This window comes from Streptomyces litmocidini (assembly GCF_014649755.1).
GTDB lineage: Bacteria > Actinomycetota > Actinomycetes > Streptomycetales > Streptomycetaceae > Streptomyces > Streptomyces litmocidini.
The window spans coordinates 71,329-88,225 of record NZ_BMTQ01000014.1 but is presented as its reverse complement, the minus strand read 5'-3'; the positions used below and the strand labels follow the sequence as shown (position 1 = coordinate 88,225).

The 16,897-nt window shown below is 70.2% G+C and carries 5 protein-coding genes and 1 pseudogene; 2 read left to right on the top strand and 4 right to left on the bottom strand.

Annotated elements, in window-relative coordinates; genetic code table 11:
- Window positions 1-11 precede the first annotated feature (11 nt).
- The 3 genes and pseudogenes from IE180_RS26620 to IE180_RS26610 form a co-directional block, all read right to left on the bottom strand.
- Window positions 12-2,315 carry a UvrD-helicase domain-containing protein gene (locus IE180_RS26620; protein ID WP_190159497.1) on the bottom strand — a complete coding sequence of 768 codons (2,304 nt, stop codon included), beginning with the start codon at window positions 2,313-2,315 and terminating at the stop codon, window positions 12-14.
- A gap of 92 nt (window positions 2,316-2,407) precedes the next feature.
- Window positions 2,408-9,466, bottom strand: coding sequence for a DEAD/DEAH box helicase (locus IE180_RS26615; RefSeq protein ID WP_190159496.1), 7,059 nt, complete (start codon window positions 9,464-9,466; stop codon window positions 2,408-2,410).
- A 241-nt stretch (window positions 9,467-9,707) separates the two neighbouring features.
- Window positions 9,708-10,124: pseudogene (locus tag IE180_RS26610) on the bottom strand (ATP-binding protein); the annotation flags it as partial.
- A gap of 112 nt (window positions 10,125-10,236) precedes the next feature.
- On the opposite strand from IE180_RS26610, the gene IE180_RS26605 reads away from it, so the two are divergent.
- Together IE180_RS26605 and IE180_RS26600 are read left to right on the top strand one after the other, a co-directional pair.
- Window positions 10,237-11,097, top strand: coding sequence for a helix-turn-helix domain-containing protein (locus IE180_RS26605; RefSeq protein ID WP_190159494.1), 861 nt, complete (start codon window positions 10,237-10,239; stop codon window positions 11,095-11,097).
- Window positions 11,094-11,282 carry a DUF397 domain-containing protein gene (locus IE180_RS26600; RefSeq protein ID WP_190159493.1) on the top strand — a complete coding sequence of 63 codons (189 nt, stop codon included), beginning with the start codon at window positions 11,094-11,096 and terminating at the stop codon, window positions 11,280-11,282. The genes IE180_RS26605 and IE180_RS26600 overlap by 4 nt, the downstream gene beginning before the upstream one ends.
- Before the next feature lie 93 nt (window positions 11,283-11,375).
- Here IE180_RS26600 and IE180_RS26595 read toward each other — a convergent pair whose 3' ends face one another.
- Window positions 11,376-16,883 carry an Eco57I restriction-modification methylase domain-containing protein gene (locus IE180_RS26595; RefSeq protein ID WP_190159492.1) on the bottom strand — a complete coding sequence of 1,836 codons (5,508 nt, stop codon included), beginning with the start codon at window positions 16,881-16,883 and terminating at the stop codon, window positions 11,376-11,378.
- Window positions 16,884-16,897: the final 14 nt, after the last annotated feature.

Below are 16,897 nucleotides of genomic sequence, written 5' to 3'. Positions count from 1 at the left end.
CCGGCCAGTTGTCAGGCGACGGACGCCGAAGTCGATCCGGAGGACGGCCCGTCCGGGCGGAGCAGGTCCGTCGCCCGGAGGGCGGTGACGTCCGCGTCGGGCGGCAGGAAGCGGCTGGCCTTGCCGCTCCAGGTGACGACGAGCTCGTCCCGGGCGCGGGTGGCGGCGACGAACACCAGGGACCGGGCCCGCTGTTCCTCCAGCCGGTAGCGGTCGGGGTTCGCCAGCCGGTACTGCTCGATGCTCTGGCGCGGCATCTGCCCCTCGCCGACGGAGGTGAGGAAGACGCGCTGGAATTCGAGGCCTTTGAAGCGGTGCATGGTGCCGATGCGTACGGCGTCCTCGTCGGAGCGGACTCCTTCCCTGCCGAGCGGGACGACCGGGATGTGGAACTCGGTGGCGAGCCGATACGCGAACTCCTGGGCGGAGCTGCCGTCGGGCACGGCGATGGCCATGGCCGAGTAGGGCGTACCGTGCCCGGCATGACGCTCCTCGATGAGGACGGCCACCGCCCGCATCTCGCTCACCCGGTCGGGGGCGCGCCAGAACTGCGGGGCGAGTCCGGTGAGCACGGAGCGGTAGCCGTCGAGCGTGTCGGTGGCGGTGTCCAGGTCGTCGAAGGACGCACCGGCGATCAGCCCGTTGGCGCTTCCCAGAATCTGGCGGGTGGTGCGGTAGTTGAGCGTGAGGCGTCGCGAGGCACGGCCTCGGATCACGATGTCGTGGTCGCTGAGGACGACCCGGCCGCCGTAGATCCGCTGATGGGCGTCTCCGACGAGGAAGATGTCGTTGGGGCCCTTGCGGACCATCGCGCGAAGCATCCGCCAGTGCGAGCCCGACAGGTCCTGGGCCTCGTCGACCACGACGTGCTGGTACCTGGGCTTGAGCCACATACCGCTGCCGGCTTCCCAGTGGATGAGGTCGAGGCCGCCCTGCTCGTCCTTGTAGCGGGCCTGTTCCTCGACCCGAGCCATGCGGTGCTGTTCGAGGCCGGCCGCCTGGTCTGCGATGATCGCGTACGTGGTCCGGCGCGAGGCGGCGTCCAGGCGGGCACGGTACGCCTGGACGAGCTGCCACACGTCGTGCCGCTGGGATGTGGTGACGCGGGGACGGCCGGTGCGGCCGACGCGCCGGTAGAGGTCCCAGGATCCACAGCGCTTCGCGAGGATGACGTGCTTGAACTCGCCGTCGAGGAACTCGGCGTCGTAGTCGAGCAGACCGGTCTCGAGGCGGACGTCGTGCCAGAGGTTCATCGCCGCCTCGTCGTCCAGCGGCCTGCCGATCTCTGCACGGTGCTCCTGGAGGATCTCGCGGGCCAGCACGTCGACCGACTTGACGTCGACCCTGCGCAGCAGTTCCTCGCCGCCCAGGTCCCGCAGTCTTTCGCGCAGTTCCAGGGCGAGGTTGGTGTTGTACGTGGTGAGCAGGACCGGGCGGGTGTGACCGGGCGGCAGCCGGTCGACGAGGTGGCGTACGCGGTGTAGGGCGACGACCGTCTTGCCGGTCCCGGGGCCGCCGGTGACCTTGGCCGAGCCCTTGAAGTCACCCTTGGCGAGCCGTCGCTGCTCGGGGTGGAGGAAGAGCCGCCAGGCGTCGAATCCGTTGCCCAGGGCTTCGAGGACTGCGTCGTCGTCGGTCTCGGACTGGGAGACGGCGCGCCGGGCGGCGCCCGCCCAGTCCCGGACGTCGACGTCCTCGCCCTCTGGCCGCCAGGTGCTCGTGATCAGACGTTCGACGTCCGCGGGGTCCATGTGGTCGCGGAGGGCGATGAGGACGTCACGGGTGAGTTCCGGAAGGTTGTGGGCGAGCAGTGCGTCCAGCTGCTCGTCCGTGGTGATCTTCCGGATCGTCGGCAACAGCGTCGGCACCACGCCGAGCTTGACGAGGCTCTGGTCGTCATGTGCGGCGAAGAGCGGCGGACGCAGACTGCTCGTGGACGTGGTGGGTGCTTCACCCTGGGTAGCGGGGGCGGGGGCCTCGGAGGCCCGCGCGCCGGTCTCGGAGCGCTCTGAGATGGCGACGACGTTGGCGGCGACCTCGCTCTGGTCGACGACCTCGACCGCACCGGACTCGGAGTTGATGGCGACGGTGAGCCGGGTGAGTTCGTCGCGGGCGAAGGCTCCGGCGCGGACCGCGAGGAGCTGGAGTTCGTCCCCGCCCTCGGTCGAGAGGAGCAGGACCATGCACCGGGCGTCGACCCTCCCGAGGTGCAGGTCCGCGCCGTCACCGACGGCGCGCAGGAAGGTCAGGCTCAGTGCCTTGTTGTTCCGGTCGGCCCGCAGGCGGCTGACGAAGGTGCCGACCGCGTCCTTCACGGCCCCGCCCAGCCTTGCGATGTCCGCTCCGGCCTGGCGGCTCGGCCGGACACGTGTCCTAGCCGGGCGAGCCGGGCCCCCTGCCGCCAGAGTCATCGCGTGCCCTCCTCTTCGCCCAGCATGCGGGCGAGCTCTTCGGCATCCCACTCCTGCGGTGCGCGCACCTGCCATCCGGCCGCAGCACTACGCGCCATGTATTCCGCGTCCTCCGCGTCCTCGGCGAGGACGACGCCGATGCGGTGATCGGGCCAGGCGAGTTCCACCGTGCGTGGCACTCCGTCGACGTCCCAGCCCGTCCGGCCTGCCGGGATGTCCCCACGGCCCGCGAGCCGTTCGGCGAACTCCGCGACATCGGGGTCGCCGTACTTGGACAGTTCACCGAGGACCAAGTCCCAGGCGCTCTGTTCGAGGCGGGTCATCCCCGTCTCGGGCGTCTCAGCGGCAGGGGCCTGCTGCTCGGCCTTTGCCGTCGGCACCGCGGCCGGGTCCTCCGGCTGCCCAGGTTCCGCGTCGGTCTCCTCAGCCGCGGCGAGGTGGAGTCCCGTTCCCGGTGCTTCGGCGCGCAGTGCGGGCAGCAGACCGGTGACCGGGCCGGCTGTAGCCGCAAGGAGGGAGGCGTCGAACCCGTCGAGGGTGGTCCGGGCCAGGGCCAGTCCGTCGGCCCGGCCGGTGCCGGTGGGGTCGAGGAACTGGACGATGTTGCCCCAGCACAGCCACGCCTTCCACCGACGCCGGTGATCGGCCCGGTCGCCGACGACGGCCTCGTCCCGGTCGTCGAGAACGGCGAGGGCACTCCACCGGTACGCCTTGCCGTCGGCGCGCGGCGCGCCGACGAGGACGAGGGGCAGCCCGGAACCGTCCTGGAGGCGCAGCAGCCTGAGCCCCTTCCCCGTGACATCCGGCAGGGGTTCGTCGCGAACCGCGGCCTCGATCCAGCCGGTCGCGGAGGCCGGATCCGCACCGACGAGCTCCCGCGGCCGGAGCGCCGCGGGCGCGCTGACGGCCAGCGTGGCCAGCTGCTGCCACTTGCCGGGCCGGGGATCACGCAGGAACGCGAGCAGAGCGGGGACGGCCCCGGCGTACAGGGCGTCCACGTCCGCGGGGTCACGTCGCTGCTGCTCCCACAGCGCACGCACCTTGGCTCCCGGCGCCGCCGGGCCCTCCATCTCGTACGGGGGCCAGGCCGCATCGGCTGCCGGTCCGGCGATGACGGCTGCGAGCGGGTCGGGAGCGGCGTCGGCTTCCGGTTCCGGGCTTCCCTTGAAGGAGTGGTCCCAGGCGGCGACGTCGTCCCAGGTGATCTGCCAAACGAGTATCCCGTCGGCGCGCAGCCGAGCCCGCTTGGCGGCGTCGGAGGCAATGCGATTGGTACGGGACGAGGCGTGCCAGCGGTAGCCGTCGAGGTAGACGGCGATCGGCAGCGGCGGGGCTCCGTCGCTGGTGGTGTCTCCGGTGACCGGCCGGAAGAGCAGGTCGGGCCGGGTGCGGTAGCCGTGGAGGTCCTTCTGGGCGACGACCTCCCAGCGCACGGGGTGACCATCCGGCCTGGTCAGGGTGAACTGTTTGCCCTGCCTGCCGGTGGGCGTCTCCGTGTGGTCGGCCGCGACGACGTTGCCGGGGAGGGCGAGCCAGCGGTCGAGGCATTCGATGAAGCGGCGTTCGAGGTCGCTCTCCGCCTGGTCGGCGAAGCGCAGTTCGGCGCCCGGGGCCTCCTTGCGGACGTCCCAGCCGCTGCGGCCGTCGGGGCCGAGCAGGTTGTCCAGCATCCATAGGGCTTCCTGCCGGTCGACGTCCTTGTAGTCCCTTTCGGGTGCGTAGGGCAGCAGGCAGCGGTGGCAGGCGCGGCGTTGTGGTGTGTCCTTGCAGGGGCAGTCGCGCAGCCGCCGCTGGGCCTCGGCGAGGACCTCGCGGAATTCCTCGCCCTCTCGGTCCGCGAGGCGCTGGAGATAGCCGGTGCCACCGGGTAGGGCGTCGTAGAGCACCAGGTAGTTACGGGTGAGCTCGGTCTCCCGGTCGGGTTCGGTGGCGGCGGCGGAGCGGATGTGCGCGGGGTCGCCGCCGTAGCGCAGGGCAAGGCCGAGGTGGAGGGCCGCGGAGAAGGAGGCCAGGCGTTCGGGAACGTTGAGGGTAGCAGCGGGCAGCAGGATGCGGAGGGCTTCCGTCCGGTGCTCGGTGGCGGTGATCACCCGGACGTCCTGGGGGCGGGCCTGCTTGTCCCGGCGCCGGACCACGCACCAGGGCCGGTGGTGGGCCAGTTCGGCCCTGCCGAGGAGGGACTGGCCGAGCGATTCCTGGGTGGGCGCGTGGCCCGGCTCGCGGTCGGTGGCGCCGCCGCATCGCGGGCAGACGGTGAACCCGGTGACGTTCGTCTCCTGGCCGGCGAAGAGGGTGTCGTTACGCCGCCCGTGCCGGGTCTTGCCGAGGTTGAAACGGCGGATGACGGCTTCGCGGACGTGGTCCACGCCGAAGGTGGTCTTCTGGTGCCGCCAGGTCTCCTTGATGTCGGCCGGATCGATGTCGACGGCGGTGACCGTGGTGTACGGCGTGCGCGTGCGGCTCTCGTTGTCGTCGACGATCCGTGCGTCGTCCCGCTTGTCGTGAGCCGTGACCTTGCGGGGCACGACGACCTGATGGAGGGCGGTGCGGCCGCCGATGTCGACGCCACCACAGCGCGGGCAGGCGGAGGTGTCCTGCTCGGCCCGGTCGCCGGTGCGGACGTGGCCGCACTCCTTGCACACCCGCCACAGTTCGAGTCCTGCCGGTGTGCCGTCAGGTGTGTCCTTGCGCGCGGGGCCGAGATCGAAGCCATCGACGACGTGCCGGTAGCCGCGAACGTAGTAGGCGTTGCCCGGGGCGAGTTCGGTGAGCGCGGCTGCCGCGGGCCGGTCGTAGACGCGAGCTTCGCTGCGCCAGCGGTCCCCTCCGACGGCCGCAGCCTCACCGCGCCTCTTCCCCACGGGCTCCTTACGGCTGAGGATGGCCTCCAGTCGTACTCCGTCCTCGACGAGGCTGTAGTTGGGCAGCAGTCCGTATTCGACGAGGAAGCCCTGGGCGTCGGCGAGAGCCATCCCCTGTAGTCGTGCGGAAGCCGCGGCGGCCTCCCGAACCAGGTTCCGCTTCTCCCTGGCTTCGTCCTCCACGGCCTCCTGGAGAGAGTCCACCGCTTCATTGATCATGACGCGGCGGCGGGCGAGTTCGGCGCGCTCGGCCTCCCAGGCCGCCTCCGCGCCGCGCAGTTCCTCGGCGAGCTTGGTCCGTGCGTACCGTCGCACGGCGGCACGGGCGTCACGGGAGACCCCGGAGTCGGGGACGCCGTCGATGGCGGGGAACAACCGGAGGAAGTCCTCGACGAGGTCCGCCTGGGCAGTCGCGGCTTCGCGGAAGAGCTTCAGCCAGCCGCTGCGGCCCATGAGCGCAGTGACCCGGTCGGGCAGGGGCGGAACGCCCTCCAGAAGGCCCCGTGCCGCGCGGTCGATGAGGTACGCGGTGTACTGGCGGCACAGCAGCTCGCCCGCGGACAGGAAGCAGCCAGGCGGCAGGATCGGGCCGGCGATGAGGTGCCGGGGCTCGGCCAGGTGGTATAGAGCACGGGGGCTGGTGTCGGCGAGGGAGACCATGAAGGCGTTGCCGGTGGAGCGGCCGGCACGGCCGACCCGCTGGACGTACCCGGCCGTCGTCGGCGGCAGCGAGGCGAGGACGACTGCCTCCAGCTGACCGATGTCGATGCCGAGTTCGAGCGTCGGCGTGCAGGAGAGGACGTTCGGATCGGTGTGCTTCTCACCGCGCCGGAAGCCCTTCTCCACCTCTTCGCGTTCCTTGCGGGAGAGCACGCCGGTGTGCTCGGCGGCGACCACGCTGTACGGGTCGGCCTCACGGTAGAGGCGCCGGTAATAGTCGGAGCGGTAGTCGCGGGCGGCCCGGCCGCCGGCCTCGGCGGAGGGCCGGGCCAGGGTGCCGTCGCAACGCTTGAGCGGGCAGCGCGTGCCCTGCCAGACCGAGGCGCGCTCGGGCGGCACGGTCTGGGTCCAGCCGCACTCGGGGCAGGTGAGGGCGGCGATTCCGGTCTGCTCGTCGTCCAGGGGCCGGACGCGGATGTGCCCGGGGGTGAGTCCGTACACGCCGTGGCCCTGCCGGCCGTCGCCGGACGTGGTCCGCCGTCGGGCCAGCGCGCCGATCTCGTCGTCGGAGAGCTGCTCGAAGAGTGCTGCGAGGTACTTCCCCGCGGCTTCCCGGTCCAGGCCGAGGCAGCGGCGGGTGAAGTCGACGTACCAGCTGTCGCGGGTGTCGACCCGTTCGAACTCGGTCCGGCCGCCGCCGGCGCCGACGAGGACGAACGCCGGGAACTCGGACTGGCGTCCGAAGGCCGGCATGCCCGGGGGCCGGGCGGTCGAGAGGAGGTAGCGGTTGCGTCCGTCCCCGTCGATGAAGGCGTCGAGCCATCGGTGGTGGATGCCGCCGACCTGCCGGAGGTGTTCGAGCAGGCCGCGGACGAATCCCTCGAAGTAGCGCAGCCGCCCAGGGTCGCCCTCGGCGGGCGGCCCGGACTGCCGTCCCTGTCCGACGGACGGGATGTCGTGGCCCTCGCCCGGTGCGTCCGGTGCCAGGGGGAGCTGCTCCCCTAGCTGGACGTCGAACAGGGCCTCGGCCGCCTTGGCTGCCTTCTCGGGATGGGGCAGGTGCACTTCGGCCGCGACCGTGCGGGTCAGTTCCAGGGTCCGACCGAGCCGGGAATGGAGGCCGAACTCAAGCAGCGTGTTGAAGGCGAGGCGCTCGCCGACGAGCTTCCACGTGGCCTTGGTGATGTTCTTCTTGCCGTCGAGGAGTCGCTTGACCGGGTCGATGGTGTCCAGGTCGGGCGGTACGACGGCAGCCAGGAGCCGCTCCCCCGGCTCGGCGGCCCGGGTCACGAGCGAGGCGATCAACTCGTTGAGCGGCACCCCGTCGGCCGCGTACTCCGGATTCGCCGCGATCCCGGCCACCAGCTGGTCGTGGAGGAGCGAGCGCAGCGAGAACTTCCAGGAGCGGCTGGCCACGAACCCGGCGCGATGGGCGGCGTCCTGCACGGAGTCGTTGAAGATCAGTGTCTTGCGGCGGTCCCGCCCCTGCTCGTCCGCCTTCGGCAGCTCCCCGCCGGTGAAGAGCTGGGTGACGACGACCGAGGCGAGCGGGGCGACACCGGCACCGAGGAAGCGGATGCCCTGGGACTGTCCGCAGGCGGGGCAACGGTCCTGCTCTGCGTAGTCGGCCCTCTCCTGGTTGTCGAACCACACCCACACGTAGACGCCGTTCTCCGGTTCCGGAGCGACCGGGCCCTCATCCCCCTCAGGCAGAACCTCGTCCGGATCGAGCCGGCGAAGGGCTCGCCCGTTGTTCTCCAGGACCAGCAGGCTCGCGTCGTGTGCGGCCCCCTTGCGGCCCCTATGGGCGGCCCGTCGGGCAAGCAGCGCCCGCGCCTGCTCGGCCGCCTCGGGCGGGGTGGCCGCGATCATAGCCCTCACGCGCCCCTTCGCGGCGCCGCGTGACGCGGCGGCACGGTAGATCTCCTCCGGGGCGTAGTGCAGGTTCTGCGGGTCGCGGTCGGGGCAGATCGCCGCCCAGCCGGAGCGGCCGCAGTGCCGGCAGTACGCGGCGGGCAGCCGCCCGGCCCCACGCACGCGCAGCCTCCGCTCCGTCTGCGCCGCCACGGCGAGGGACCGCCGCTCGGCCGCCGCGCGGTCCTGCTCGGCAAGGGCGACCTGGTCGGCGTCCGACCAGGAGAACACCGGCTCAGCAGCGACGAAACGCAGCACACGCGACAGCGCCCGCAACCACAGGTGGTTCTCCACGAGCAGCAGCGGCCGGTCCCGGCCATCGGGGCCGGGCTTCGGATCACGTGCGACCGAGATCAGCGCCACGAAGCGCGCGAGGGCGCGGGCGGCGGTCTCGGGGTTCCTTTCGGCCTCGGCGCGCCAGGCCGAGGCGTCGGGGAAGGTCTCCAGGGCCTCCACGGCGGTCAGGGGCGCGTCCTTGGCCCGGAGCAATTCGTGGGTGAGCGGGTGGGCGAGCAGGCGCCGCCCCAGCTCGCGCGGGTCGGCCGTGTCACAGCCGAGGGTGGCGCGCGCGACGGCGTCCATGCCGCCTGGGGTGCGCGCCGGGTCCGGCAGGCCGGCCAGCTCGCCAGGCGACGGGAGCGGCAGCGAGCGGTCGACAGGAAGCAGGAACTCTTCGGCGTCCCGCCGGTCCTCCCCGATCACGGCGTCGTCGGGGAACCGCACGCCGAACACCTGCGAGGCCACGTCCAGCATGGCCCGCGGGCCGGATCCCGCGCCGTCCGCGCCTCCGGCGGAGCCGAGCGTCGCGGAGGTCGCTACCGGGCAGATCCGCCCCAGCGGGCGCCCGTCCTCGGCCGCGCCGACAACGGCAGCGAGCCGCCGCAGCAGCATCGCCACGTCGGTGCCCTGTGCGCCGTCGTAGGTGTGGAACTCGTCGATGACGATGTATGTCAGGTCGGCGTCCCCCCACAGCGGAGTGTCCTGCTGCCGTTGGAGCAGCAGGTCGAGCATCTTGTAGTTGGTGATCAGGATGTCCGGTGGATTGCGGCGGATCTCCGCCCGGTCCACCATCACCCGCCCGTACGGCGAGGTGCCCCGGGAGGACGCCTCACCGATGTACAGCCCGGCCGTCACCTCGCTGAGCCGCGCGTCCTGGTCGAGGAGATCACCGAGGCGCTGCGCCTGGTCACCGGCGAGGGCGTTCATCGGATACAGCAGGATCGCCTTGATCCCCGCCCGCCCGGCCTCTCGCTCCCGCCGGCAGTGATCAAGGACGGGGATAAGGAAGGACTCCGTCTTTCCTGAGCCGGTACCGGTGGTGACCAGCGTCGGCTCGGGCCGGTGCCCGTCCTTGCTGCTCAGCCGCACGAAGGACTCGGCCTGGTGGGCGTACGGCTGGAAGTCCGCCGGATACCAGTCGAGCCGCTCCTGCCAGCCGTCCGCCGCAGGCCGGAAGGGCCGCCGGATCCGCAGGTAAGGCCCCCGGAAGAGACCGTCGGCCGGGTCCGTGAGGAAGTCTTCCAGGGCTTCCTGGGTGTCGGGCTCGGCCAACGCGAACGTCGTCGTCAGGTACTCGACCGTGGTGTCGCGCAGTGTCTGCGCGGCGAGTGTGGGTCGCATGACGTGCGTGGCCCCCGTCTTCCCGTTGCCGTCCCGTGGTGGTGCGCGATCCGGCCGCCCCCTCGGTGGCTCATCAGGAATGACCAGGATCGATCACGCTCCACTCTACGAGGGAGGACCGACAGCTCCGGCCCGTTCGCGTGGATCCGGCGGACGGCTCGCGTCAGGGGCCGGCCGTCGTGGGGAGCAGCTCGTACTCGGCCCAGACCGTCTTCCCCGGCCCCGGGGTCCTCGGGTGTCAGTCCCAGCGGGCGGCGAGCCCTTCGGCCAGTAGCCCGCGACCGCCGTCCCCGTGCGGGGCGGGGAGCTCTCCGGGACGGGGAGGGAGTCGTTCGGCGCGGGTGTCGGTCACCTCGACCCGGACGGTCGGCCGGGGCGGGGTGGTGACGCGGAGAAGGAGGTGGAAGTCGCGTCCCGGGACGTGTCCGTGCCGTACCGCGTTCGCGGTCAGCTCCCCGGCGATCAGCACCACCGACTCGTGCGGCTCCGTCCCGTACGGCACGCCCCACTCGTCGAGCCGTACGGCGACCAAGTGACGGGCGAGGCGGGCAGCGCGGGGCGTGGAGGTGAAGCGCATGGCGAAGGTATGGGTGCTCAAGTACGGGGAGGGGATGGAGTGTTGGGCGATGCGGTTGGGGCTGTCGAGGTTGCTCGTCATGACCACCACGGTCCTCGTAGTGGCGTAGCGTGACCAGTGGTGACGCACTGACGCGATCCGCTTGTACGCGCGGTGCGGGCGCCGGTACGTGGCACGGCGGAAGCAGGGTGGGATGACGGCGGAGCAGACGGAACGCGAAGCCGAGGCACCAGACGGCGGACGGGCGACGGACAAGTCGGGTCAGGGCGTTGTCGCGGCGTTCGGGCAGAGCCTGAAGACGCTGCGGGTGCGGGCAGGGATGGAGCGGGAGGAGCTCGGGAAGCGGCTGGGGTACTCGGCGTCGACGATCGCGTCGTTCGAGCAGGGACGGAGGATTCCGCCACCGAGGGCGATCGACCGGGCGGATGAGGTGCTGGACGCGGGCGGTCTGCTGTCGGTGTGGAAGGAGCAGGTGGAGAAGGCGCAGTACCCGGTGTTCTTCCAGGGGATGGCGCAGCTGGAGAAGCAGGCGGTAGAGCTCCTCGCCTACGACACCATGGTGGTCAAGGGTCTGCTCCAGACAGAGGAGTACATGAGAGCGCTCCTTGCTATGCGACGCCCACCGCTGGATACGGAGACGATCGAGCAGCGCGTGACGGCCCGACTAGCCCGCCAGGACATCTTCGACCGACATCCAGCTCCTCTGCTGAGCTTCGTCACGGACGAGTCGGTACTGAGGCACCGGTACGGCGGCAAGGACGTCATACGGAGCCAGTTGGAACACCTCCTCCTGATCGGCCAGAAACGCAATGTCGAGCTTCAGATCATGCCGACTGACTGTGAGGACAACGCAGGCGTGAACGGCCCGTTCACGGTCGTCACGCGCAAGGACGGCAAGAAGTTCCTTTACGTCGAGGCACAGAACACCAGCACCTTGGCGACCGACCCGGAGGAGACGGTTCTCGCCGCCGCGCGCTATGGGATCATCCGTTCACAGGCTCTCACCCCGCGAGAGTCACTGGAGTTCATCGAGAAGTTGCTGGGAGAGCTATGAACAACGCTGAGCCCCTCGGCTGGTTCAAGAGCAGCTACAGCGGAACCGAAGGTGGCGACTGCGTCGAGGTCGCGGACGGCACGGGAGCCGTGCACGTCCGTGACTCCAAGGACCTGTCCCGGCCAGCCCTCCAGGTGTCGCGTGAGGCGTGGGCGGGGTTCGTCGGGCTCGCCTCGGCGGAGTAGTACAGCTGGTGCTTGTACGCGCGAGAGCCCTGCCGGTCCGTGTCGGACAGCAGGGCTCTCGTCCTTACGGGTCCGGGATCAGGCCCCAGCGTCCTACGGGGCCCGCGTGTCACCGGGCTCCCAGCCGGCCTGCCGCATCCGCCGCGTGAACTCGGCGTGGGCGGTCCGCATCTCGGCCTTGCGGTCGGCCCGGTAGAGGGGCGCGGTGTACCCGTCGGGCACCTCGTGCTCCCAGGGGAACGCCTCGGGCTTGCTCAACTGCTTCCACGCGTCCTTGGGCTGCCCGTACCCGTACTGCTGATGCGCCTTCGCGATGCGGCGCCCCTTGGCGTCGAACCACATGTTCTCCTCGTACTGCTGAAGCACGGGGAACCGGGCGTCGTACATGGCGACCAGCTCGTCCGCGCTGATCCCGAGCCAGACGGCGACGAGCGCGTCGATCTCGACGAGGGCGGCGCGGCGCGCGAACTCGGCGCGGAGAGGCGTGTCGCGCGTCCAATCGGGCCCGACACCCTCGGTGAGCGGGGGGATGTTATCGGGCCAGTTTACCGAGGCGGCCCAGGTGTCCTGCTGCCAGGCGGGGTCGTAGAGCTCTTCCCAGAGAGGGGCGTAGGCGTTGGTCTGGGCGTTGAGCCGGAGGGTGCGGAGGAGGAGGGCCTGCTCCAGGGGGTGGCCTGGCGTGGGCGCGGGCATTACCTTCGCATCCGAGACATCGAGGTGACCTCGTCCCGAGCTCCGCAGGAAGTAGTCCAGGGGGATCCCGGCAAAGAAGCCCGCCACGAGCGCGGTGAGACGCGATGACGAGAGCGCTGCGCTGCGCACCGCGTGAATGTGATTAGCCCCGGGTGGCACGAGCACGGCATACAAGCTCCGCTCGGTATCAGAGGCAATCATCTCGCGCCAGGCCACTCGAAAGAACTCCGAGTACGGTCGCATGCTCGCCGCTGTAAGCAACGCCTCGACCGCCTGAACGAAGTCAGATTCTCCCAGCTCGGGGTTAGCCGCCCTCACATCCCGCTCTGCTGCCGCGACTGCAACCGGGTCGTTGAGAAGCTTAGCCAGCCGCCTCTCATCCACCCAGCGCTCCTGCGCGCCAACGAACCTTGAGCGGGCGGCAAGGGGCCTGTAGTTCGTACGTGGCACAGCGTCCACCTTAAGGTTCAGGTGGTCCCAAGCCACATAGTCACGCACACTCTTCGATCCCCCTTCCGGCGGCTGCTTGTGATAGGGGGTAGCGACGCTGAATAGGGGACCTTGCAGGATGACGTCCTTCCAGGACTCAACCGACCCAGGAACCCAAGAGAAGTAGCCAGCCGCCCGATCCTGCGTCTCATAGTATCCGATAGTGATCCGAGGATCGAGTTCGCCAAGTCGGCGCGGCCACTTAGCGAGCGCCGCGATCGCCGCCTCCTCGGCCTGCGTCACGGGGTAAAGCAGCTTTGTCTGCTCAATCGGCGGCGGGTTCTCCTCGCCAGCAAGTTCACGCCACTCGGCAAGGCGGTCCAGGTCCACATTAATAAGTCGCCGCCGATGCGGGCGAAGATCCCACTTCCCCTCATTCTTCACACCCGGCAATGGGTCATTCTTCCGCGTATGCCGGACGGACTTTACGAGCACGCCGGGATGCATCAACCAGCTAACATGCTGGAACTGAATATCCCTGGCACTCCCATACACGTTGACACTGAAGTGGCTACTATTTCCCACAGGGCGCGAGAACAGGAACAACTCATTCACGAAGTCCGCATGCAAACGGAGGTGTCGATATGCTGCTGCCCGAAGAACCTTCTCCTTTGAACCAGTCAGGTGTGTCGAAGGGTGAATCAGTCCCGACACCCCGCGCTCTCCGATGGCCCGCCACGACAGCAGCATGAACGCCCTGTACATGTCCGGCCGCGTCCCCACCAGCTCCGGATAAGTGTCCGTTGATGACAGGAACTCCGAAACCCCCGCCACGGTCCCCAGTTCGCCCAAGTAGAACGATCGATTCTGGGGCTTAGCCAAGACCTCGGCCACGTTCCGCGCCCGATCAGTCTCTGCGTCCTTCCCGCCCAACACAAACCACGGCTCAAGCTCCGCGAGAACCATGTTCTCGAACCACTCCTGCCGCACCCACGGCGGGTTCCCCACCATCAAGTCGAACCCGCCCTCCGCAAACACATGCGCGAAGTCCAGCTCCCAGTGGAAGAACCCCCGCTCCCGCGCGATCCGGGCCGCCGTCTCGTACCACGGGAAGGTGTCGCCGAGGGCCAGCGGGTCGTCCCACGCCGACATCTCCTGCATCAGCGCGTCGAGTTCGACCTCCTTCGCGTCCAGCTCCTCCAGACTCTGGACCCCGTCGAAGGACAGCAGCGCCCCCTGCTTCCCCTCCTCCGTCGTCGCGTCGACACGCCCCACGACCGCCTCGGCGAACTCCAGCCAGTCCTGGAGCTTGGTGAGGGCGACGCGGCGCCGACGGCTGTCCTTCGGGAGGGCGCGCAGGTCCTCGCCGCCCGGCCGGTACTCGAAGTCGTCCGAGCCGTCGAGCTGGCCGATCTTCTCCAGCGGCCAGAACCACAGCGCGCACCAGGTGTCCATCAGCTGCTTGAGCCGCCAGTACGGGGTGCCCCTGCGATGCAGCGCTTCCAGGACGGCGTCGCGGTCCATCGGCTGGCGGGGCCCGTCGCCGTCCCTCGACGGAGCACCCCACACGTCCACGTGCCGGGAGATCTCCTGCTCCGACAGCCTCAGCCGCATGACGACCAGGTCCCACAGGAACTCGACGCGCCGGGCGAGACGGATGAGGCGGCCCGTCTCGGTCTTCTCGCCCGGCTCCCGGTCCTCGTCGGTGCCCCGGGCGGCAGTCGCGACCGGCTCGGCGGCGACCAGCGCGGGCTGGTCCCAGATCTCCAAGCCGAGGTCCAGCGTCAGCTCGTCCGTCTCCAGAGGAAGCGCCGCCACCGTCCGCTTCTTCGGCGCGGCGCCGGTCGCCTTCTTCTGGTCCCCCTTCGGGTTCCGCCGCATCGCCGAGCGCCACTTCCGCATCGCCTCGACGAGCTTCGGGTCCAGCCAGTCCACGACGTCGCCGTCGACGACGGCCTTGACGACCTCCTCGGGCGTGCCCTTCTTCAGGGTCCGTACAGAGACCTTCTCGCCGATGGAGCCCCACCCCATCGCCGGCAGCAGGAACTGGTGGACCTCCCTGGCCTTGAGCTTCTCCGTCAGCGGCACATGCCGGGGCTTCTGCGGGGCCTTCGACGTCAACCAGCCGCCGTCCCGCAGGCTGTTCCCCGGGTAGACCTTCCTGGCTGCGCCGATCAGCGAGTTGCCCCGGTGCAGGTGCAGCCCGTACCAAGGGGCCTTCATGCCCCGGTACATGGTGTTCAGCCACAGCGAGATCTCGGCCAGTTCGACGGCGGTCTCGTTGAGGTCGACGCCGTACGCGTTGTGCAACGCGATGTAGGCCTTCGCCTTCTGGAGTTCGGCCTGGTAGTCCTCGGGGTCGATCTCCACGCCCCGCTCGCGCTGCGCGAGCCGGAGGTAGAGCTCGGCGAGCTGGTTGACGGCCTCGTTGAGGAACGCACCGGAGCCGAGGGCCGGTTCGCAGACCCGCCAGCGCAGGACGTCGGCGGCGTTGACCCACGCCTTCTCCGGCTCCTTCGGGTCGACCTCGCCCTTCTCGTCGAGGCGGAAGCGCAGGGTCTGTTCCACCGTCGCCTGGGTGAGGGACTCGGGCGTGTAGTAGGAGGCGCTGGTCTGACGGTCGCGGCCGGCGAGGCGGTAGACGTACGAGCCGACCTTGTGCGGGATCGCGACCCGCTGCCCCGTCTCGGGGTTGACGTCCGTCTTGACGAAGACGCTGTCCTCGGGACCGTCCGGGTAGCGTCCGGAGGCGACCTGGTCCGGCCGGATAAGCCAGGAACCGCCACTCGGGTTGCCGCCCTTGGCGACCTCGTACAGCGGCTGGTCGGCGATGAAGCCGGTGTACGACATCAGGCCCTCGTACACGGCGCCGAGATGGTTGATGCTGAGGTTGGCATACGAGATGAAGCCGCCCCGGCCGGTGCGGCCGGCGCCTTCGGCGACGGTCAGGTGGCGCAGGACCTGGTGCAGGACCTTGTTGCGGAGCCGCAGGTCGAGGGTGCGGGCACCATCCAGCGGCCTTCCCTCGGGGTCGAGGTCGTCGGGGTGGACGATCACCTCATCGACGAGCTTTATCGACGCGGGGTCGAAGAGGCGGGAGCGCAGGGCCTCGATGCGTACGCCCTCGTAGCCGTCGTCCTCCGCGAGTGCCTCGGTGCCTTTCTCGGGGACCTCGGCGGAGTCGCGGGTGGTGAGCGTATCGGCGACCGGGTGGCCGGTGAAGACCTTCTTGAAGAGCAGGTCCAGGGAGTCGTGGAAGTGGTAGCGGTCGCGGGAGGCGCTGGACAGCTTCTCCTGGACGACGAGTTCGCGGAGCCGGGCCACGCTGTAGCCGGAGGCGTATTCCGCGCTCTTCATCGGGAGGATGTCGAGCTCGGGGCGGGCCTCGGCGTACAGCAGGAAGAGGATGCGGTACAGGTAGCGCAGGGACTCCTTGGTCAGCACCCGCTGGAGCGAGCCGGGCTCGGCAAGGTTGTCAGGGAGCCAGGCGGGAAGCTCGCCAGGGGTGACGTCCTGCTGTCGTGCGCGGTCCAGGACCTCGTTGGCGATCAGCTGGACGGATTCCTTCAGGCCCTCGCGCAGGGTCTCGGTGACGCCGACGGAGTGGTCGCGGGATTCGGCGACCAGGCGGGCGATGTCGTCGTCCCCGCCGTCCTCGGCGGGGCGGAAGGCCTGGGCTCCGAAGAGGGCGGCGATCACGTCGATCTCACCGGCCGTCGCGCCCTTCGTGCCCTTGCGGGGCAGCGCCACCTCCAGGCTGACCGCGAGGTGCCGGCCGCGGGCGTAGTTCTCGCGGTCGGCGAGGACCATGATGCCGCCGAACAGGAGGAGCGCGTAGCGGGGGGCGTCGTCGGCGGCGAGCAACCAGGCGGCGAGGTCCGTGACCGTGGTGAGGGTGCGGCCGGAGGCGACGCGGACGGGGGCGGGGAGCCGGTTGGCCGGGCCGTCGCCGCGGGTGGCGGCGATGTCGTCGGCGAAGCCGCCGGTCAGGACCGCGATGCCGGGCTCGTGGTGGGCGACGGGGACGGCGACCGGTCCGGCGGCGCCGTGGACGGTGAGGTGTCCGGGGTTCGGGGTGAAGCCGAGGGCCTTCAGGACCTCCGTGTGCCAGGTGTCCAGCGCGGCCCGCCAGGTCCCTTCCGGGCCGTCGTCCGTACGCGTGCCGGTCGCGGGCCGGAATGCGGGCAGCTCGTCAGAGCCGCTGTGCGCCTTCAGCTCTTCGGCGGCCAGCTGCTGGGCGGCTTCGGCCTCGGGGTCGGGCAGGACGTTGAACTTCTCTGCCTCGCCACCGACCGTGACCCGTAGGTCGAAGTAGCGGCCGGAGAGGTCGCGCAGACCCTGCCGTGGCGTGGGCCGGCCGTGCCGCTCCTCAGCCGCCCATTCCTTCAGGCGGCCGGTCTTGAGCTGCTTGGGCAGGATCGTGTCCAGGTAGAAGGGCGGAAAGTACTCGCCTTCGTTGATCAGCGCGTCGAACTTCACGCGTGGCGCTCCTG